Origin of the sequence: Bacillus sp. S2(2024), from assembly GCF_050474045.1 — a bacterium.
Classification (GTDB): Bacteria; Bacillota; Bacilli; order Bacillales; family Bacillaceae_G; genus Bacillus_A; species Bacillus_A yunxiaonensis.
Genome location: NZ_JBFLUS010000003.1, coordinates 503,717 through 525,381 on the forward strand (window position 1 = coordinate 503,717; position 21,665 = coordinate 525,381).

The following is a 21,665-nucleotide window of genomic DNA, read 5'->3' on the forward strand; positions in this document are numbered from 1 at the left end:
GAAAATATGTTAAAGCAAGTGGTTGGTCATGTAAAGGTAATCGTACAATTCTATGCACACGTTGAAGCACGAGGTATAAAAAGTAATCAATATCAAGTGAGATGCTTAAACCTCGATACAGGAGCTACTTATACTTTTTCGTTTTATGATGCTACCGATAAAAAAGAAAAGCATCATGAAGATTTAATGAAAGATGTCTTATCTACTATCAAACTTAATTCTCGCTACACTGAGGAAGCATTTCCTAACTTTGAAAGCTTTGCGAATGAGTGTGGCTATAATGTCGACAACAGTAAGGATAAAGAAGTATACCTCAACTTCCTAAAATCCGGTAAAAGCATTCGTAACGTATTCACTGAGGAATTACTTGAAACTCTGCCGGATTAATTGGCAGGGTTTCAGATCGATAGCAAATAACGTAGCACCTATTAATTAAGGTACATAGGAGAAACAGTGATGGAAAAAGCATATTTTACAATTGATGGATTCGAAGGGGGAATTTTTGAAGGTTAAACAACAGATGCATCTTGGGGTGGTTGGTCATGTCCATGCTTCATATTAGGGTAAGCAAAACACGTAATGGTAGTAGGTAACGTAGAAGTATTACGTGCAGCGGAAGATCTTCTTAATACATTGAAATAAACAAGGGTGTCTCTTAGGAGGCATCATTGTTTATTTTGTATGTGTAACGAATAAGTTGTTAAAAAATTTGTTAAATAATAGTTAAAGGACAATTACTGTCCATTTACTTGTGCTACATTACAGATACAAGGGAGAGGGGAGAAACAAATGAAGGAGAAAGAAATTTTTGAGTTAGATATAGAGTGAGCTCAATTAATTTTCGAAGCACTTCATAACGGAATAACAGAGGAGGAAATTAGAACGTTTTTACGTAGTGAAAATCCATCATAACTAACTAAATTATGTTAAAATAATGTAATATAAGGAATTAGTAATAAATGTACGTATTTTCTACAAAGTGAGTGAACGCTATGGAGGAACAAGAGACAAAATCATTAAGAGTTTTATCACTATATGAACGCTTATGCAAAGGTGATTTATTAATAAAAAAGGATGAAGCAGAACGTTTTGATGTACATGAAAAAACAATTCAGCGGGATTTAGAAACATTACGATTGTACCTAGAAAAGAACGACGGAGGTACAACAACATTAGAGTATAATAGGGCAAAAAAACGCTATAGTTTAAGCCGCAAAAGCGAGGTGTGGCTAACAAAGGAAGAAATTTTGGCGTTAGGAAAAGTTCTTTTAGAAACGCGAGCGTTCTTGAAGAAAGAAATGGACACGTTACTTGACAAGGTTATTAGGCACTCAGAGCCAAGTGATCGAAAAGTTATTCGGGATGTTATTAGTAATGAACAGCATTATTATGAGCCTTTGAAACATGGACGCTCTTTACTTCAAATGATATGGGATATAAGTGATGCGGTAAGAACAAAGAAGCTTCTAGAGATTTCATACCAAAAAGAAACGGCAGAAGAGGCCGTTACAAGAACAGTAAAACCAGTTGGTGTGCTGTTTTCAGAGTACTATTTTTATTTAGCTGCTTTCTCCGTAAAGTATGATTTTGAATCTCCAACGATTTATCGAATGGATCGGATTACAAACTATACCATTTTGAAGGAACATTTCAAGGTCGACGAAAAAGATCGTTTTGAAGAAGGGGAGTTTCGACAACAAATCCAATTTATGCAATCTGGTCCGCTTATGAATCTAGTCTTTCGTTTCACAGGTTCATCTATACAAGCAGTAGAAGATCGTCTTCCAACAGCGACCAAACTTTCCGAAGATGAGCATGGCACTGTTTTTGAAGCAAAAGTCTTCGGTAAAGGAGTCAAGATGTGGTTGTTGAGTCAAGGACCTTATGTCGAAGTGTTAAAGCCAGTGGAGTTTCGGGATGAGATGAAAAGGAGTTTGGAGGAGATGCTAGGGAGGTATGGAGGAAATAGGGAATAGAATGTGTAATTAATTTAAATCAAATTAGATTAATATTAAGATTATATTAAATCATTATAAAATACAACTTGTAATGTAATACATAATCATGGAGGTTAGCTATGACTATTACTATGGAAGATTTAAATGAGAAGATCAACCAGGAATATGAAAAGTATAAAGAAGATGTTAAAAAACCAAATGTTCTCATTATCGGTGGAACAGGCGTAGGTAAAAGTTCATTAATTAACACTATCTTTGGAAAAGATTTGGCTGTGGTTGGCGAAGGAAAACCAGTAACGGAGTCTATGAATGTTTATAGGTCTGAAGAAGTACCTGTTGTCTTGTATGATACTGTTGGATACGAAATTGGCAGTGAAAATCAGGCAAGTTTTTTAAATAATGTGGTTAAGTATGCAGCTGATAACAATTCTAAGAAGGTTGAAGAAAGAATACATATAGTGTGGTATTGCATTGATGCATCCAGTCACCGGCTACATGATATAGATAAATCTGTGATTAAACAGTTAAATGATACTGATATCCCAGTTGCAATTGTTTTTACAAAAAGTGATTTAGTTTCAGAAGAAGATAGTGAGCTTATGAAACGAGCATGCAAAGATGCTGGACTGATAAATGAAATATTTGAAACAATTAATGAAGAATTACCAGAATTGGGCTTCATGGATTTAAATAAATTGGTCAATTGGACTATTGCAAATCTTCCGCAAGGCTTACGGACTGCTTTCATTAGTGCTCAAAAGCTTGATTTAAATGCTAAAAGAGAAGAAGCAAAAAAAGTAATCCTTCAACATAGCAGTGGAGCAGCTATTGTAGGTGCCAGTCCAATACCGTTCTCAGATGCGCCAATTCTCCTTGCTAACCAAGCAGGAATGTTTGCGAGAATCGTTTTTATCTATGATATGAGATCTTCTCTTTCAAGCATAAAAAGTTTAGTAGGAAGCTTAGGGATAGGAACTCTCATTTCAACGAGCGGGATATGGGTTGTTGGACAATTACTGAAATTAGTTCCAGGTTTTGGGACAATAGGTGGAGCAATGATAACAGGAAGTGTTGCCAGTGGCATTACTGCTGCTATCGGTTTCGGTGTTTCTGAAGTTTGTTACCGTTTGAATGAGTATACTTTAAACGGTGACCACGGTGGACTGAAGAAATTTATTGAAAACTTGGATCAATTCTTTAAAGAATTTGTCATCAACACCTTTGTGAATTTAAAAAAAGAAAAGTAAGGAGAAATTTCATGCGATACAACGTTGCTATAATTGGACAATCGGGTGTAGGTAAAAGTTCCCTTGTGAACTATCTATTTGGTGAAGAAATTCGAAAGACAGGTAACGGGGAACCGGTAACAGAACGAGGTTTTCATCCAGCGTCATTTCAGCTGGATGAACTTCCGTTAATGATTTATGATTCTTGGGGACTTGAGCCGGATAAGGCGAAAGAATGGATGAGTGATCTGAAAGGTACGTTGTATACCAGAGGTGTTGATAAGTCCCCTGATGAATGGATGCATTCCATTTTCTTTTGTATTGCCGCATCAAAATATAGAGTTCAAGATTTTGAGTTGGAAATTATTAAGAGAATAATAGAAGCAAACTGTCCTGTCACTGTATTATTTACAAAGGCTGATAATATTCCAGATGATAAAATAGAGAGTTTGAAACAGGAAATCACTAATGCTTTTGGCAAAAAGGTCAATACTGTGAAAGTTTGCAGTGTAGCTAAACCTACAAGAAGAGGTCGTATTGAACCTTTCGGTAAAGCAGAAATAAAACAAGAAATTTCTGAGCATTTTAGAATGGCAATGACTAAACGTTTGCCAAAGCGTTGTATGTACAAGCTGACTGAATACGTTAGTAAGTGGGAAGAGACTGAAAAAGAATTTTTAAGAAACAACACTGGTTTGTTTAGTCGGAAAAAGCCATACATACAAATGCAAGAACATACACAGAAATTAATCAATGACTTAAATTCAGGCTTAATTGAAAGAATAGTTTTTCAAGAAATTGAATCAACAGTTAGAATGTATCAGTTTTTATTTGAAAAATTGAATTTAGACTCAGGCCTCCCGGTACCAAAAATTTCAAAATCCAATCTGGAACTTAATATGAAAGAGTATAATATGAAAGATACTTTTTCGAGAATATTAGTCAATATCGTCTTTCCAATAGGCATCTTTTTTACAAAGGACGTGAATTATGAGGATCTGTGTAAAGAGTTAAAAGGGTATACTGCAAGAATTCAGCTTGAACTAAAGGAGCTCCAACCTTTTATTAGGAAGAGTATTAAAGGTATACTGGATGCAGCGTATGCATAATTTTAAGGATAGGAAATAGTAATCGAAAGCATCAATCCCTTTTTTACTTTTATCGTAGTTACAGTTTACATAAGTAGACATATTATGAAGTGAATGTTGTGGAATTATCAGATGGATAACAAAGCGAGAGGATATTTGTTGTATTTGAAGCAGAATATGAAGACATGTTTCCAAAAGAAATATATCAATTCTCCGATTCAACAGCCCTCTCTTGCATTTCCTTTTGCTCTTTTAACGAAAAATAATATAAGCCCGAATAGTGTCTACTATTCGGGTTACAGTTCAAATCAGAATCTTCTTTGATTAAACGTTTAACGTGAAATTATATTGTTTATTAATTTTATTCGCAATGATTTCTAAAAAATTTTGAACAGTCATATCCTCTATTTCTCTTGTGTACCATGAAAGCTTTGCACCTTTATCATGACCATCATAGCTTACTTCTAAGGGCATAAATGCTTGATTACAGTATGTATAATCAAACTTAATACGTAACTCTTTGCCTTTGGGACATTCGAGTTTAACTTTATATGTAGGATTTTTATATTCTTTTTCAAGCTTAACTTTTCTAATTTTAGCTAACATTCATTATCGCTCCATTTCTTTATTCGTTATAATTTAATTTTAATATTAAATTATATTAATTCATATGTTTTTATTAATAAAAGGGTCATATTTCATGGGAATATGACCCGTGTTACGTATTATCAGCTAAAAAGTAAAAGATTCGTAGTATCGGTATTGCTACGAATCTTTTTATTTTTTAAATTAATGTCATACATGAATGAACGGAGGAAAATACAATGCGTTTAAAAGAAAAAACTTATGACGAACTTCTAGAATTAGAAGCAGAACTACATGAGATAGAGGACGAGTATGTTTATCATACCCTTGTTTTGGTATACAAAGAAATGTACAGAAGACTGCGTTTGGAAAAAAGAAACAAGGACGACTGGGAAATAAATGACATAAAAACACGGTTAATTAAGATTCTTATACAATACGGGACATATTTGAAAACGGTGTATCGAAAGGATGATAACCTGGCCGTTAATTCTTTGGCAGAGGCTCTGAGATACGAATTGAATATACCAATTGCTCACTATAGGCTCGGTTTCTTACATTACAAAAGACAGGATTATTTTATGGCTTTTCATTCTTTTGAGTCTGCTATTTCTACACAAAAGAGCTGTACGAATAAAGCCTATTTGATGAATGATCAGCAGCTTTATAACGCTCACATGTATTTAACAAACAGCTCTTTACATATATCTGCCAAGACATATGAACAAATGGAGCAGTTGCCTGTTTCTGTGAACAGAACAGGTGTAGACGGGGCAGAAATATCTCCGCTTTATGATTTGTTGAAACGAAACGAACAATACTTAAATCAACATGCGTTCTATAAGATAACGAGAGAGGGACAAGATACATGTTCTAAAGATGAGTGTGAACATATCATCGATGAGGAATTCCGAACTTTAATTTTATATTTTAGTGACCGCAGCATTAGACTAGTATACCGTGGTGATGAAGTGGTTCTCAGCAAAAATCAAGGTGATGCGCTCAAAGTGATTTTGCTGCAGAGTACACATGGGACTCCAGTTACACGAATGGCCTTCCGCGACATTATTGACAGCAGGGATGAGGCTGGAGAAGTAAAGAAAAATTCCTTTATTCAAACAGTGAGGAGAATTAGGGATAAACTTGTGCAGCTGAATGGATTTGATGATCTTATTATTTCTACACAGTATAGGGGTGAAGCGGCATATTACTTTAATGAGGAGATCCCTTTTTGCGTCATGTATAGAGTAGACGAATGAGGTGATGACAGGGGTGTCATCGCTCCTATGCGATACTACAATTACAAATCGCAAGGGAGATGATGAGATGAGAACATGGAATCAATTATTTATTCGTCAAGGGTTTAAAGTGGAGGAAACGCAACATCAGGTATTTGACTTGAGTTATGAAAGGGAAGAGAACCGTACGTTCTTGCTAGAAAGCTTACAAAAAGTAGGAGTCGTATTTTGTACGGATGGAAATGAAATAACAATTGAAGATACGCCAGTTTCGGAGCAAGTATGGCTACAAGCAGTGGATTTTAGAGACAGAGGTCTAGGAGAAAGTTTGTGGTTTTCTCCAGGTAAGGAAGAGCCGAAAATTCGGGAACTCGACACGTATATAAGCGGGGTGATCCGAGAGTTGAATCGCCTTGGTTTATATACAATGGGGTGCTGTGACGGACACGAAATAAGAAGACCGCGTATTGGATTTCGAAAAGATGTAGATTTGGATACTGTGACGAATCTGTTTACAGCGGTTGGAGTGAAACGAGTGCATGTAAGAGGTGGTTATGTGACTTTGTACGCAAGTCGTGAAGAGCTGCTGGATATTACGGAAAAGCTTCATTATATTCAGCGGGAGTGGTTAGAAGAGGACTGTGAATCCATACAAGAGCGCTTTTTCGAACAGCTTCTTGAACAGTTATTATCCGTTTCCGGCGCAAGCGGTAACGAGGAAAACATCCGCAATGTAGTGAAAGAAAAGTTAATACCGTTTGTTGACTATATGGCAGTTGATACAAAAGGCAATATTTTAGCACAGAAAACATACAGAGGCGGAGCAGGACCAACTATTTTATTGAACGCACATTTAGATACAGTAGAGGAATTGGAAGCGAATCGCGTCATTGTAAAAAACGGATCAGTTTGGTCAAGCAGCAAAGGGATATTAGGAGCAGATGATAGAGCAGGGGTAGCGGTAGTGTTAGAAACGGCAAAACGATTAGCATCCTCTTCATTTTGCGGAAAAGTTAAATTTATCTTTACAGTTGAAGAAGAAATTGGATTGGTGGGAGCAAGTCATATTGATGAGCACTTCTTGTGGAATGTGGACGCAGCAATTGTAGCGGATCGCCGCGGATATGGAGATATTGTAGTTTCTTGCGGAGGATACGAGCCGTTTTGCGGTGAACAGTACGGGGAATTCATCGAACAAGTTGCACAAAATGTCGGACTAGAAGGCTGGAAATGTACAGCTGGTGGCAGCAGTGACACAAGGGTATGGGCGGCGCACGGTATTCAAAGTGTGAATTTGTCTGTAGGATATCAACATGAACATACGGAGTATGAACAGTTGGATGTAGGGGCTTGTTATCGTACGGTGGAATTGATTGGCGGTATATTCGAGCATGCAGCGGATTTGCGAAGAGTGTTAAGTGAAGTGAGAAGAGAGCATAACGTAGTTGGAAACTTGAAATGAATAGGTTGATAGAGGGGCGGGGCTCCAACTTGGTAGAAGAAGTTGGAGTTTTTTTGTACGGTTTAAAATTTATAGGTGATCGAATGTTCTTATACCTTTGCGATATTTTCATTTTTCTCTAGTTGTTTAATTAAATATAGTGTCACTTAACTACATATCGCTGTTCTTACTATCAAATTAAGCTCGATACACTTACTTCAGAAGAAGAAAAGGAATTTTATAGACGCTTGTTTATATACCTTATACTGTTTAGTGCGATACCTCCAAAGAACTATGAAGGTGATCGCAGAAAAGTTGCTGAAAATGCAGATGAAATTAAAGAAACGATTAAAGAACCTATATCAAAAGCAACGGGAAGTGTTGCAAGAATATTTTTTGCGATGGAGCAATTGGCAGAGAATTTACGGAATAGCTTGGCGTATACGGTTTGAGAGAGGGAAAACAGGAGTATGGAAGTGAAATGTTAAATTTATTCCAACTTAATAATTTTTAAGGGCAGAATCAGTATGAGAGATGCTGCCCTTTTTATTATATATATGAACTAGGGAGAACGGGATGTAGCAGATCATTGCTAGTTTAATATCTTCAGACCGCATTTTTGTAAAAAAGTATATGTTTCTCTTAATTGGTGAGCTTTAGGCACATAAACGATAAGTCCATCTCTTCCTCTAGAGAGAAGTACTCTGTAGCTATTGACTCGAAGTTGTTTCGAATTTTTTGCATTTTTCGTAACAGCCTTGTTTATCCATTCATTATTTTCACGAACGAGATCCGCTTCCCAACATAGAATTGGTAAATCTAATTCTAATCCCTGACATGAAAATTCCGTTGCAACATGTGTAAAGCTACAGCAGGATTCACTTGATAAAAAAGAATCATTGTACCATTTTCCGACATGCATCTTTTGAGTCGATTCAAAGTCATTTTTTATTCCGTAAGAAGGCAACAATTTATTTTTAGAAGAAGCCAGTAATCCATAACGTTTATTTAGATTATTTAGATATCTATCTCTGCAATATTCCTTTGCGACGTCTAAACTAGTAGTGATATACAAAGAAAATCCTTGTTGACGGATCGTTGCTGCTAGTTTAAAAGCTAAATCACTATCTCCTTCTAACACAGCGTTTATCCATGATTGTACATCTTCTGCAATATGTGTTCTTAATGAAGTTGACAGATTTAGTGATTCATTAATGAAATTTTTATTATTACTTGTAAAAAAATGAGCAATATGTTCTGGGCAATGGATAGTCCAATTTTTTTTAGATTTGGAAATGGCCTCATGCCATTGTAATAAACCTCGTTCTTCCCCTATATGAATTTCTTGCCCCTCACCAACTAATCCAATGACGATAGACCAATCTTTAATAGTATCGGCTGTTGATATAATTAGTTCCGGTTCTGATTTGTGAATCTTATGTTTTCTGTATACTTTATTAGCGTCCCAAGCCCGTTGAGCTTCATCAAATATTAAAATATGTTCTCTAGGAATTTCTCGTTTCTGTATTGCATGATGTTCTATATAATTCCTTAAGGGTTTAACAAAAGCATCCGAATGTAAAGCATACTGCAGCACTTTCACTAATGGTCCATTTCCTGACAAGAATATCGCCTGCTGTATGCCTGTTTCATTTGCTCCGTATTCGTAAGAAAATTGTAGTCCAACGAGTGTTTTACCTGCTCCAGGTACACCGGTGATTAGTATTAAATGACGTTCTTTGTTTTCTTTAGCTAGTTTGGCAATTTTACTTAATTCATTAATGGTATTTGGAATACCAACACTATGGGCTCTTTTAATTTGAGGAAGCTCTTTTTCTTGGTATATTGTTTGAGCTGCCTGAATGATACTAGGTAATGGAGCGTATTGAGAGTGTATCCAATCATTTATTTGAATTGTATTTTTTGTTACTTGGATAGTATCTAAATATTTATGTAAATCGTATTTATTTAATACAAGAACCTGGTTTCCCCAGTGCGTTGACCTTTCCATTTTAGTTGGAATTAGCACTGGTGTAACGATAATTGATTGGGATTGTTGATGATAATGACGCAGATTCCGGCAGTATTCACTAACCTGATCGATATCGGACGGTGTATAGCTCTTTTTTCTTTTAAATTCGAAAACAATGACATGATTCCCGGTTAGTAAAATAACATCTGGACGTTTACCACCTTCCCGTGGAAGTTCGTATTCAAATATTAACCCGCATTTTAAGATATCTTTATTGGTCAGAAAACTAAATTGGTCTTGTAAAACTTTAAAACAATCAATCCAAGAGACTTTTTGTTCCTCGCTAATTGAGTAAGAAGAATTTTTTATTAAACTATTTAACCAGTCTTCTAAAGAAATATTAATAAAATTTTCAACGGTTCCTTTCCATGAATTGTACATAATTAAGCACTCCAATTTATTTAATTACAGTAATTGTAATATAAACTATTAATGAAAGTAATAATCTTTTAAAATAAAAATAAGAATAAAAATTTAGGAGAAAATGAGTTTATATGAAAAAAATTACAGTAGTAGGAGCGGTAATACAAAACAAACAAAAACAAATATTATGTGCTTTAAGGTCTCAGGATATGACGTTGCCAAATTACTGGGAGTTTCCTGGAGGTAAAGTAGAAAAGGAAGAAGATCATAAACAAGCACTAATTAGGGAGATAAAAGAGGAGCTAGATTGTATTATTCAGGTAAACGAAAAGATAACAGAAGTCACACATGAATATGAAAATATTATAGTAAATCTTCATACTTATTGGTGTGAACTAATATCAGGTAGTCCACAGCTTAAAGAACATGAGAAGATTGAATGGTTAGGTAAAAATGAGATAGTGAAATTAAATTGGGCTCATGCGGATATCCCTACAGTTAATTTAATTACTAGGTAAGATAAGAGAGGATGTCTTGATGATAAATAGAATTGAAGAAGCAATAGAATTCTTGAACGATAATGTGTTTGAACCGGCAATTATAAATCCTAAACTCCCAGGATCTATTGTAAAAAAGGTAAAAAATACTCGAGATAGAGTAAGTAAGTTTAAAAAAGTAGGAGATTTAAATATATATTTGTCTCGGTTTGAGAGTTTACCAGAACCAGGTAAAGATGAAGTGTATAAGGCACTAAAGAATTTAAATTTAAAAACTTATGAAGATATTGTACCTAAATTCAGGAGTCATTTTAAGGACGATTTATTTGATATTACCAACTTAGAGGATTTTGTTATTGGTAAAAAGTATACCTCTTGGGATATCTCTATTTATTCACGAACATATAATAACTTATCAGGTATATATCTGATTGGTGATGAACCTAATTACAAAGCGATTTTTTCTAAAGTAACAATGAAGGATGGGAAATATCAAAATGAGTGGATTGTGGAAAATAAAATATTAAAGCATTACATGAAAAGTATGGGAGATAACTTTGATCCGACTTTTAAGGTGAATAGAGGAATCATTAATTCAGGCAATATACCTATTTATGTATTTTTTAAAGAAGGAACCGTATTAACATTAGCTGGAATTTTTAAGTATGTCAGATATCATGTTGAAAATGATGGATCTAAGTGGTTTGAACTAGTAAAAGTAGATTCATTACAAATTCAAGTGCCGATTACAGAGGAAGAATACGAAGAAGAATTTAAAAAACAAATTAACAACGCTAAGAAAATTGATAGTGAGGAAAGAAAACGGCGTCTTCAAAATGCTAACAAAAAACCGGGAATCATTCAAGTTATTACAACGAATTATCGGAGGAATCCGGATGTTGTTGCCGAAGTTTTGGAAAGGGCCAAGGGAATTTGTGAATACTGTCATCAACCAGCTCCTTTTATAAGAGTAAGTGACGGGACACCTTATCTTGAGGTTCACCATGTTCTTCCCTTAGCAGAAGGTGGGGAAGATACTGTTACAAATGCAGTTGCTATATGTCCAAATTGTCATCGGAAAGCTCATTTTGGGATACCTGGATAATGAACTTTTTAGTAGTTTTAGAGTCAATATTTCGGAAGTGAAAAAATGACGTTTAAGCTAAGCTACGTTGTGTGTTTAGCTAAATCTTCTATTACTATAACCTAATGTTACTATGAATTCACTCCTGAAAGTATTGAAATAGTGTTGCATTTGCTGAATCAAACGTAAGATATTGTGTATGAGGCACTTTCTCTGTCTCTAAAAACCTGATATAAAAGTTATCATATGAACAGTTTTTGTAAAAATATGGGGGTGACCCATATTTTTTAAATTTGGTTGGAGATTTGTAGATTATATGTATGTTTTTAATTCAGTATGAAAAAATTATATCTTCTAGTTTACGCTTTCCATTCTAAAATGGCAGTTAATGAAGAAAAAAATTAGGTAATAATGAGAAGAGATTGAAATGATGATTTCTTCTAAACAAGAAAGTTTATATCTGTATGACTATACCAAATGGAGCTATTTTGAAAGAATGAACTTAATTATTAAGTGATAATATAATGAAATGAAAATTCACAAAAAGTAAAAAATAGTAAGGTTTATATACGTATGAGTTGTTAGAGAATGAATGTGTGTATGTTGAGAAAAGTGGGCAGTTTTTGTAAGGGAGAAGTTCCTTAATTGCAATGGACCTGATGTAAAGGTATTTATTCGAAAGTGACGTAAATATTACCACTATATAAGGTACAATCAAATTATCTATATAATAAAGATGCTGTATTAAAAAGAATAGTATATTAAATAAGAGAAACGTAATTTTATTATTTGGGGAGTCGATTATATGTCAGAAAAGACGTATGTCAGGGAGAATACGGTAGATCATTTACAAAGACGTCAGGATTTGCTCTATAACTTAGAGCAAATATTAGTAGGTCCTTTTGAAGAAAAGGAAGTTTTAAGTAGAAAAAAGTCTCCAATGGCACTGTATTTAACAGGGAAGCTTGTTCCGTTTGGATCAACTGTTGAGGTAGTGAATGAAGATGAAGCGGGGATTCAAACGAATGAATTGCTTGAAACAGAAAATATAGATGAATTGATTGCAAATCGAAATCCATTTCGTGCTTCTTCTATGGGATTTAGTTTTCGTCTAAATAAGTTAGTACCGTTAAACATCACCATTTCATGGGGAATGTACGATGATGAAAATTATCAGCGTAAGCCAGTAGTTTGGTCACTATCAAATGAGATTCCTGAAACAAAAGAGTGGCAGCTAGACGAGCCTGGAGTATTAAGATGTAAAGTTAAGGAACGAGACGGTATCTATCATGTCAGCTTTTATCTACTAAATCGATATAAACGAGATTCCTACCCACTTCAAAGTGAAATTATGTTCCAAACTAAAATTAAAGTTGAAGTGGATTCAGCGGTAGTCGCAGCTTTTTCTTCAAAGGCAGATCAATTTAACTTACAAGATGAATTACTTTATCGACATGTAAATGAGTATGCGATTGGTCATGGAGTAGGTGTGAACTATTCATTCAAAGACAATACATGCATATTAGAAACTACATGGTTACCTATAGCTGAAGTACCTATCGTTGAACATCGACAAATAAAAGATTTAAATACTTCCATGATGGATTTGGCTGAAATGTCCAAGGAACAGTTAGATACAAATTTAAAGATAGTTGTAGATTCATATTCTACTTGGACAGATGAACAAAGAAATAACCTTGAAATAATTCCGACGCATTTAAAAAGTGTGGCTTTAGAAAATATTGAACATGTTCAAAGGATGATTCAACGAATAGATAACGGAAGAAAGGCGTTACTAAGTGATAACAAAAAGCTAGAAGCATTCCGTTTTGCCAATAAGGTTATGGCAATACAACAAGGACAATCAAAAGTTGCATTGACCTTCCGTTCCAGTGGAGAGAGAGTAAATCCTGTTTATAACGGAAGATGGCGGTTATTCCAATTGGCATTTTTACTTATGAATATTGACGGTGTGAGTAACCCGGAACATGAGGACCGTGATTTAGTAGATTTATTATGGTTTCCAACTGGCGGAGGTAAAACGGAAGCTTATTTAGGTGTCGCTGCATTTTTAATAGCGCTGAGAAGGCTCAATGGCATCTCACATAGACGTGAAACATACGCCGGTATCACAGTTTTAATGAGGTATACACTTCGACTTTTGACAACACAGCAGTTCCAACGGGCAACGGCAATGGTTTGTGCTGCTGAATATTTGCGGAAGCAAAATGTCGCAACTTGGGGGATTGAACCATTTTCAATTGGATTATGGATCGGTCAGGCCTCTACGCCGAATTCAATTGCAGATGCAGAAGAAAAAATTCAACTGATAAAAGATGGTAATGAGGTAACAGAAGGAAATCCAATGCAGCTTGAGCATTGTCCGTGGTGCGGAACACCTTTGACGGCTCACAATTATACTTTTGAAAAACATAAACAAAGAATAACTTGTAATAACGATGAGTGCTATTACTCAAGCAATGGAGGAATCCCAGCATACACTGTTGACGAAGTTATTTATAATTTAGTTCCTACCATTTTAATAGGAACAGTTGATAAAATTGCACAAATTGCGTGGAATAAGAGATTTTGTGAACTCTTTGGTGTTAAAACGCACTACAGTCCTATTGAAGGCTTTGTTAATGAGCCTGATTATAAAAAGTATCACGTGATTGATGGGGAACGGATTAGTACAGAAGAAATCGATTCACTGATACCGCCGGAGCTCATTATTCAGGATGAGTTACATCTTATAAGTGGACCTTTAGGATCACTTACGGGTTTATATGAGCTAGCTGTTGATTATTTATGTCAATATAATGGCTGTGGTCCTAAAGTACTTGCTTCAACTGCGACCATTCGAGGGGCAAAAGAACAGGTACAACGTTTATATGGTAGGAAAGTAGTTCAGTTCCCGCTTGCAGTTACAGATAGTCGAGATAACTTTTTCTCTTATCAAGTTCCTGTCGAAGAGAAGACTGGACGATTATATGTCGGTGTATGTGCACCTGGAGTAAGCGGAGCCATTCATACGGTGCATACATATGCTGCGTTATTATCAAGTATACGAAATATAGGTCCTGATGACTCAATAGATCCATATTGGACGGTGCTTGGTTACTTCAATACAGTAAAAGAGCTTTCGGGTACATCTACAAAATTACGAGACGAAATTCCTATTAGGCTTAAGTTACTGAGCGGGATGAGCAAGGATGTAGAAGAATTATCTTTTGAAGAGCTCACATCCCGAAAAAAGGCAGCTGAGATTCCACAAATTTTAAGTGCAATTGAACGAAAATACAATGAGAACGCACTTGATGTTGTATTAGCTACCAATATGATTTCGGTAGGTGTGGACGTTGCTCGGCTAGGTCTTATGGTCATGCATGGACAGCCAAAAACAGCTTCTGAATATATTCAAGCAACAAGCCGTGTGGGGCGTAAATATCCAGGTTTGGTTGTAACTCTATTTAATTCTATGCGTTCTAGAGATTTATCCCACTTTGAACGTTTTAATGCGTTCCATGAAGCGATGTATCGCCATGTTGAGCCTACTAGTGTTACTTCTTTTGCACCTGGTAGCATAGAGCGTGGATTAACTGGTTTAGTTGTCGGTATGATAAGACAGACAGATCATTCTTTGCGAAAAGAAACAGAAGCAGTTCATTTTAGAGAAAATAGCATTACAGATGAAATCTTAGAATTCATAGCTAATCGTGCAGAACTTACGAGTGAAATTGACATAGAAGTAATCAAGGATGAAGTTCTTCGTATTTACCGATGGTGGGAGGAACGAGCAATATCTGAAGAAAAACTTAGCTATCGCAGAAGCAAAGATCATGGCAGAGTACGTCATCTTTTAAGAGATTTCAAGGAAAAAACGAATTATTCACACGCAAGACCAGCATTGAATTCTCTTAGAAATGTTGAGGGTGAAATTAAAATTGTAGGGGCGAAGTACAATGACTAAAGAAGTAATCGGTAAATTAAGGCCATCTCAGCTCTTGCATTATCATGGACCAGGAGCCATCGTTGATTTGTTAGAAGATAGTGTTATGATTAGTGCGGCTGATGAATGGAGAATTCCAAGGGGAAATCTTTATCAGGAAACGAGATTGGAAAAGATGTTGAAAATTGATTACGTGAAACTTATTAGTGAAGACGAAGATCGTATTCAGGTTAGTTCTCGCCCGTTTCCAAGATGGAGAATATGTCCGAAATGCGGAATGATGGATCAATATGCAAGTAAGACGTGTTACTACTGCAAAAAGAACGAAGAAAAAACAGTAAATTTATATCCCGCCCGCTTCATTCTTGTATGTCAAAAAGGTCATGTGAGCGATTTTCCATGGATTGAATGGGCGCATCAAGGAGAAGAATGCGTATCGGATAAGCCTGTGTTGAAATACGAATCAAGAGGTTCTGCAGGTTCATTATCTGATATTACAGTACAATGTGTAAAATGTAAGAAACGAAATACGCTTGCTCAAATCATGAAGAAAGAGGAAGTAAAAAAATATGTGCCGTTGTGTACAGGAGAACGACCATGGCTAGGTGATGAGGAACATTGTACGTCATCGATGAAAACAACGCTGCGTAGCGCTTCAGACATCTATACACCAGTAATTACAAGTGTATTATCTATTCCATTAACTTCATCAGCACAAGGTGACGAATTGTCAATGATTGTGGAGAAAAATCGAAATACTATTACGAATTTAATGGCTTTTCCAGACGAACAACAAAGAAGAATGATAATATGCACAGCTTTGAATCGTCCCGAGTCTGATTATGATAAGATTATGAAATATTATAATCAAGAAGAAGTGGTAACATACGATTCTATTCGAAAACAGGAATGGTTAACGCTTATCTTAGGAAATATCAATGACTACGAAGAAACAGGTTTTGTAAGTGAACAAATAAACATTCATCCGAAGTTGGCACATTACTTCAAATCTATTGGACGTATTGATAGCTTGAGAGAAGTTCGTGTATTAAATGGTTTTTCAAGGTTGCAGTATCCAGATCCGTTTTTTGAACAAAAGCCAGAAGCTGTTTCCATCATGAAAGATAAGCAGAATTGGCTCCCTGGTGTATTGGTGCATGGTGAGGGTATATTCTTTGAATTTAATCCTCAAAAAATATATGAATGGGAATCTCAGCCGTTTGTTCAGGAGCATGCTGGAAAAATAATTGCTAAATATAATAGAATGCGTGGCGAACTAGGCTATGGTGACCGGGATTTAAGCCCTAAGGATATTATGATTCATACTTTTTCGCATATGCTGATCAAGGAACTTGTAGCTCATTCCGGATATGCTACAACTGCATTACGAGAAAGATTATACTGCGGAAGTGACATGATGGGCGTATTAATTTATACTGCTTCATCTGACTCAGAAGGCAGCTTGGGTGGATTAATTGAATTGTCTAAGCCTGAAAAGTTATATCCAATTTTCCTGCGAGCATTGGAGCGATTTGAGCACTGCTCATCAGATCCTCATTGTTCTGATGGCGACTTTGAGTTACAAACATCTATTAATGGTGCTGCATGTCATGCGTGTTCGTATGTGTCAGAAACGTCATGTGAGTGGAACAATCACCTTTTAGACCGGCGAATGGTTGTTTCGTTATTAGGTTTTGAAGAAATGGCGTTCTTCAATGTGTAATATAGAAAGATAGGGAGTTCAATCTGTCTATTTTCTAATACAACTTCAATATCTGGTAGAATGTCCGAGTAGATTAGGGTAAGGATATTTGATTTTAAATGTGATAATAGCAATATATAAATAGTCATTAACACCGTTTCATGAGAGAAATTTAAATTCAGTTATAGGAAAATGACTACCACTGCTTTTTATTGTGAATACATTTAAACTATATTAATATATCTTATGTAAAGAAATTTAAATCTTATTAAAAACAGGGAACTTATGATGGGAAATAGAATTTTTTCATTTGGTAATTCCTAAAAAAGGGTGTATATCATATGGATTTACATACTTTAAATACAGACATACAGCAGATGGACAACTGGTGGCATAAGTTAATTTTCGTATGTGATGATACAGATTTCAAGGAATTATGCAGGCAGTTACATGGAGATATTAACATATTAAATTTAAACCTTGTAATAAGCGAAGGATTAATAAATGTAGCTAAGGGGAAGTATCCGCTTTATATTGAAGAAATTTTACAGGATGCTACTCATAACTCGGCTAAAATATATTGTTTGATGCATATCGACATATTATTTGATCCATCGCTGCAAACCAATCCAGTACGTTTATTGGAAAACTTAAGCAAGCGGCGAAAACTGATTGTAATGTGGCCAGGTTCCTATAGAAGTGGAAAACTTATATATGCGGAAAGTGGACACCCAGAATATTTCGTTTGTGAAGATTTTGAAGGAAAAGTTATTACTGGGTAAAGGAAGGAGAAAGATATGTTGCGTTACGGTGATTTAATTAAATTTGAAGCAGTTGAATCGGTTGTTCAATTAAAAGATGCGAACGATATGGATTATGCTGTTTCATTACTAAACACATATGTTATCTCTGATAACATGGCAGAAAAATTAACAAATGAGATTATTGAAAATATCCAATTCGACCGCTGGGTGGATAATAAAGGTATGCTCATTGTCGGTAATTACGGAACAGGTAAATCCCACTTAATGAGTGTGATCTCTACAATTGCAGAATTACCAGGTGCCAGCGAGCATTTACGTCATAAAGCAGTGGCGGAAAAGGCAAAAGAAATTGAAGGGAAATTCAAAGTGGTTCGTGCTGAGTTTGGTGCGGTTACAATGCCACTTCGTGATATTATTTGTCGTGAATTAGAGCGCGGATTAGAAAAGATGGGAATCGATTATTCATTTCCGTCAGCAGATCAAGTGACAAATAACAAAGAGATGTTCTTTGAAATGATGGATTTATTCCATGAGCAATATCCGGAGCAAGGGTTGCTTTTAGTAATAGACGAGTTGTTGGATTATTTACGTGGTCGCAAAGAACAAGAATTAACACTAGATTTAGGGTTCTTACGTGAAGTAGGGGAAGTCTGTGGTAAGTCCCGTTTCCGTTTTATTTCTGGCGTACAGGAAATGTTGTTTGATAACCCAAAATTCAGTTTCGTAGCGGATTCACTTCGCCGTGTAAAAGAGCGTTTTAGAGAAGCACGTATCATTCGTGAGGATATTGCGTTTGTTGTATCTGAGCGTCTTTTAAAGAAAAATGAAGAACAAAAAGCATTGATACGTGAACATTTAAGTAAATTCACAAAACTATACAACGGTTTGTCGGAAGAGATGGAAACATTTGTGAATATGTATCCGATTCATCCTGCGTATCTAGAAACCTTTGAAAAGGTGAATATTGCTGAAAAACGTGTTGTACTGCAAACAATCAGTAAGGAGATTAAAAAGCTGCTCACGCTTGAAGTGCCTGAAGAAGCAACAGGATTGGTTTCATTTGACCGCTATTGGCAATACATTGAGGAAGATTCATCCCTTCGGACAAATGAGAACGTAAAGCTTGTTATGAACAAGGTTGAGATGTTAAAAGGATGCATTCAAACAGGCGTAAAACGTCAGTATAAAAACATGGCGAATCAACTAGTTAACGCATTAGCGGTCTATCGTTTAACAACAGACGATTTGAAAACCCCAATCGGTCTTACATCTGAAGCACTACGTGACAAATTGTTCGTAAGCAATCCTATGTTATTGGAATTAGATGACGAAGCAGCTGATTTTTTAACAACAATGATTGAATCGGCTATGAAAGATTTAATGACCGCAGCAAGCTTCCAATTTGTTTCATTAAATAAAGACAATAGCCAATACTATATTGATATTGCAAAGGTAACGGCAGTTGATGAGCTTATTCAGCAACGCGGTGAAGGATTAACAGATAACCAACTAGACAGCTACTATTTCCAAGTATTGAAACAAGCGACAGAAGTGGCGGATACGACATATGTAAATGGTTATAAGATTTGGCTGCATGAAGTTCCATGGGAAGACCGACGTGTAAAACGTCAAGGTTATTTGTTCTTTGGCGCTCCTAATGAACGTTCCACAGCGCAACCAGAACGTGATTTCTATATTTACATGCTGCAGCCATTCGAAGAACCAAAATTTAAAGATGAGCAAAAAGAAGATGAGGTATTTTTCCGTTTAATTAAGAAAAATGAAGATTTCATTAATCGTTTACGTCTATATGGCGGTGCATGCGAGATGTATAACGATACAACGACAAACCGTCACTTGTATAAACCGAAAATGGATGATAACTTGAAAAAGTTAGTGAAATGGTTGAAGGAAAACTTTGTAGAAGCGTTTGAAATTGTATATAGAGGAAATCATGCAAATGTTTTAGAACATGGCTTCTTTTTGCCAAGTAATCCGGAAACATTAATTCAAATCATTGATTCTGTTTCCCAAGATTTACTGTCTCAATGGTTCGAAGTGAAATATAGTGAATATCCATCTTTCCGTAAGTTGGACAGATCTTATGTAACAAAAGCGAATATGCACACATATGTAAAAGATGCTTTGGATTATCTAAACGGGAAGAAAACAAATCAAGGGGAAGCGATATTAAACGGCCTCGTTCTTCTTGATAATAATGGAAATGTAACACCGAGAAACTCAGGGTATGCCAAATGGTTACTAGAGTTTTTAAGTCAAAAAGATCAGGGGCAAGTGTTGAAGCAAAATGAATTGATTGAAGTCATCAATACCGTTCATGGAACACCAGATCAACGCTTCACAAAAGAGTTTGCGATGGAACCGGAATTATTGGTAGTCGTGCTTGCGGCATTAATTCAAAGCGGTGAAATCGTTGTTACGGTGAATAGTACGACATATGAAGCCATGAACTTTGCAGACTTTATTCGATTACCTATAACGGATTTAACATATTTTAGTCATATCAAAAAACCAAGTGGATTGCCTGTACCGGCAGTACAAGTGCTGATTGAAATGTTCTGTGCGGCACAAGCGGACTTTACCGATCCGAGTTCTGTCGATTTTTCCATTAAGCAAATTATGACGAGAGCGCAAGAAGAAACAAGTAAAACCGTAGAGATGATTGCAAATGTACGAAATAAGTTCGAAATCTGGGATGGACAGCTCTTTTCACCTGAAGAAAAAGAAGATAGACTAGCTAAGTTAAACAGCCTGAGCGAATTTTTACAAGGTTTGCAAGTGTATAATACTCGAGCTAGAATGGTGAACTTAAAATACAATGTGGAGCGTATTGAACAAGAAAAGGAACACTTGACACTTGTTCATCAATTACAAAAGTTGCAGCAAAAAATTAATGAGTATACAAAAGTAGCCAACTATTTAACTAAAGCAAGATATATTATCTCGCCAAGCCACGAGTGGAATAATGATGTAGATATCGCGCTGGACAACTTAAGTATGGCGTTAAAGAATGATGAAGAGTGCACAAGAGAATTGGCAGAGCTTGAAAGCTTGAAGAAAGACTATATTGAGCACTACATCGCACTTCATCAAAAAGCACGTTTAAATGCGACGGAAAACAAGAAAAAAGCAGAATTACTGAAAGACCCGCGCTATGATGCTGTAGAAACACTTGCAAATAAAATTTCATTCTTGCCAAGCAATTCGTTTAAAGAATGGAAAGTAAGTATGGAATTGTTAAGGGATTGTTATAGCTTAACGGCTGAAAAATTGCAGCATAGACCGGAATGTCCGCAGTGTCAATTTAATCCACGTGTGGAGCAAAATAAAGAAAAGGTATCACTGTCTCAATTAGAGGATGAATTAGGAGAAATGTTAAACACTTGGACAGAAACTCTCCTAACAAACTTTAACGATCCGGTTGTAAAAGACAGCATTGAAATGCTAGAACCAGAGCAAAAACGTTTAATTAACGAATTAATTGCTAATAAAGCATTCACATTGCCGATTTCACTAAACCTAGTTCATGCTATCAATCTTGTTCTAAAAGGGATTCATAAGGAGCAAATTGAGCTAGGACAACTTATGAAAGTACTTGGAGACGGTAATCCTATTACAGTGGATGAAGCGCGTAAAAACTTTGATATGCTGTTAAAAGCTTTAATCGGAGGAAACGAAACAAGCCGTGTTCGGTTAACGGTTAAGAAATAAGAGGGA

At 35.8% G+C, this 21,665-nt stretch carries 15 protein-coding genes; 13 read left to right on the plus strand and 2 right to left on the minus strand.

What is annotated here, in order from left to right:
• Positions 1–6 precede the first annotated feature (6 nt).
• From AB1284_RS02700 to AB1284_RS02715, 4 genes are all read left to right on the plus strand, one after another.
• Positions 7–387: a hypothetical protein gene (locus AB1284_RS02700; protein WP_429751875.1), complete on the plus strand. Its 381-nt coding sequence runs from the start codon at positions 7–9 to the stop codon at positions 385–387.
• 605 nt (positions 388–992) lie between these two features.
• Positions 993–1,976, plus strand: a complete 984-nt coding sequence (locus AB1284_RS02705) for a helix-turn-helix transcriptional regulator (protein WP_429751873.1) — start codon at positions 993–995, stop codon at positions 1,974–1,976.
• A gap of 101 nt (positions 1,977–2,077) precedes the next feature.
• Positions 2,078–3,205: a YcjF family protein gene (locus AB1284_RS02710; protein ID WP_429751872.1), complete on the plus strand. Its 1,128-nt coding sequence runs from the start codon at positions 2,078–2,080 to the stop codon at positions 3,203–3,205.
• Between the two features lie 11 nt (positions 3,206–3,216).
• A complete protein-coding gene (locus tag AB1284_RS02715; protein ID WP_429751871.1) occupies positions 3,217–4,293 on the plus strand; it encodes a GTPase in 1,077 nt (358 codons plus the stop codon).
• 303 nt (positions 4,294–4,596) lie between these two features.
• Here AB1284_RS02715 and AB1284_RS02720 read toward each other — a convergent pair whose 3' ends face one another.
• On the minus strand, positions 4,597–4,878 hold the full coding sequence (locus AB1284_RS02720; protein ID WP_429751869.1) for a hypothetical protein: 282 nt from the start codon (positions 4,876–4,878) through the stop codon (positions 4,597–4,599).
• 218 nt (positions 4,879–5,096) lie between these two features.
• Between AB1284_RS02720 and AB1284_RS02725 the strand changes: the two genes are divergently transcribed.
• From AB1284_RS02725 to AB1284_RS02735, 3 genes are all read left to right on the plus strand, one after another.
• Positions 5,097–6,116, plus strand: coding sequence for a tetratricopeptide repeat protein (locus AB1284_RS02725; RefSeq protein WP_429751867.1), 1,020 nt, complete (start codon positions 5,097–5,099; stop codon positions 6,114–6,116).
• Between the two features lie 67 nt (positions 6,117–6,183).
• Entirely contained in the window at positions 6,184–7,557 is a 1,374-nt protein-coding gene (locus AB1284_RS02730; protein ID WP_429751866.1) for a M20/M25/M40 family metallo-hydrolase, read from the plus strand.
• Positions 7,558–7,784: 227 nt separating this feature from the next.
• Entirely contained in the window at positions 7,785–7,988 is a 204-nt protein-coding gene (locus AB1284_RS02735) for a hypothetical protein (protein WP_429751864.1), read from the plus strand.
• A 140-nt stretch (positions 7,989–8,128) separates the two neighbouring features.
• Here AB1284_RS02735 and AB1284_RS02740 read toward each other — a convergent pair whose 3' ends face one another.
• Positions 8,129–9,949 (minus strand): DNA/RNA helicase domain-containing protein, encoded by a 1,821-nt coding sequence (locus tag AB1284_RS02740; RefSeq protein ID WP_429751863.1) that lies wholly within the window; start codon positions 9,947–9,949, stop codon positions 8,129–8,131.
• Between the two features lie 113 nt (positions 9,950–10,062).
• Between AB1284_RS02740 and AB1284_RS02745 the strand changes: the two genes are divergently transcribed.
• The 6 genes from AB1284_RS02745 (at position 10,063) to AB1284_RS02770 (ending at position 21,659) form a co-directional block, all read left to right on the plus strand.
• Positions 10,063–10,449: a (deoxy)nucleoside triphosphate pyrophosphohydrolase gene (locus AB1284_RS02745; RefSeq protein ID WP_429751861.1), complete on the plus strand. Its 387-nt coding sequence runs from the start codon at positions 10,063–10,065 to the stop codon at positions 10,447–10,449.
• Between the two features lie 19 nt (positions 10,450–10,468).
• Entirely contained in the window at positions 10,469–11,533 is a 1,065-nt protein-coding gene (locus AB1284_RS02750; RefSeq protein WP_429751858.1) for an HNH endonuclease, read from the plus strand.
• A 784-nt stretch (positions 11,534–12,317) separates the two neighbouring features.
• Positions 12,318–15,482, plus strand: coding sequence for a DISARM system helicase DrmA (drmA, locus tag AB1284_RS02755; protein WP_429751856.1), 3,165 nt, complete (start codon positions 12,318–12,320; stop codon positions 15,480–15,482).
• Complete coding sequence (gene drmB, locus AB1284_RS02760) at positions 15,475–17,184, plus strand: DrmB family protein (RefSeq protein WP_429751854.1); 1,710 nt, start codon at positions 15,475–15,477, stop codon at positions 17,182–17,184. Before drmA ends, drmB begins: the two co-directional genes overlap by 8 nt.
• Positions 17,185–17,504: 320 nt before the next feature.
• Positions 17,505–17,945, plus strand: coding sequence for a BREX-3 system P-loop-containing protein BrxF (gene brxF, locus AB1284_RS02765; RefSeq protein ID WP_429751852.1), 441 nt, complete (start codon positions 17,505–17,507; stop codon positions 17,943–17,945).
• A 15-nt stretch (positions 17,946–17,960) separates the two neighbouring features.
• Entirely contained in the window at positions 17,961–21,659 is a 3,699-nt protein-coding gene (locus AB1284_RS02770) for a DUF6079 family protein (protein WP_429751851.1), read from the plus strand.
• Positions 21,660–21,665 lie beyond the last annotated feature (6 nt).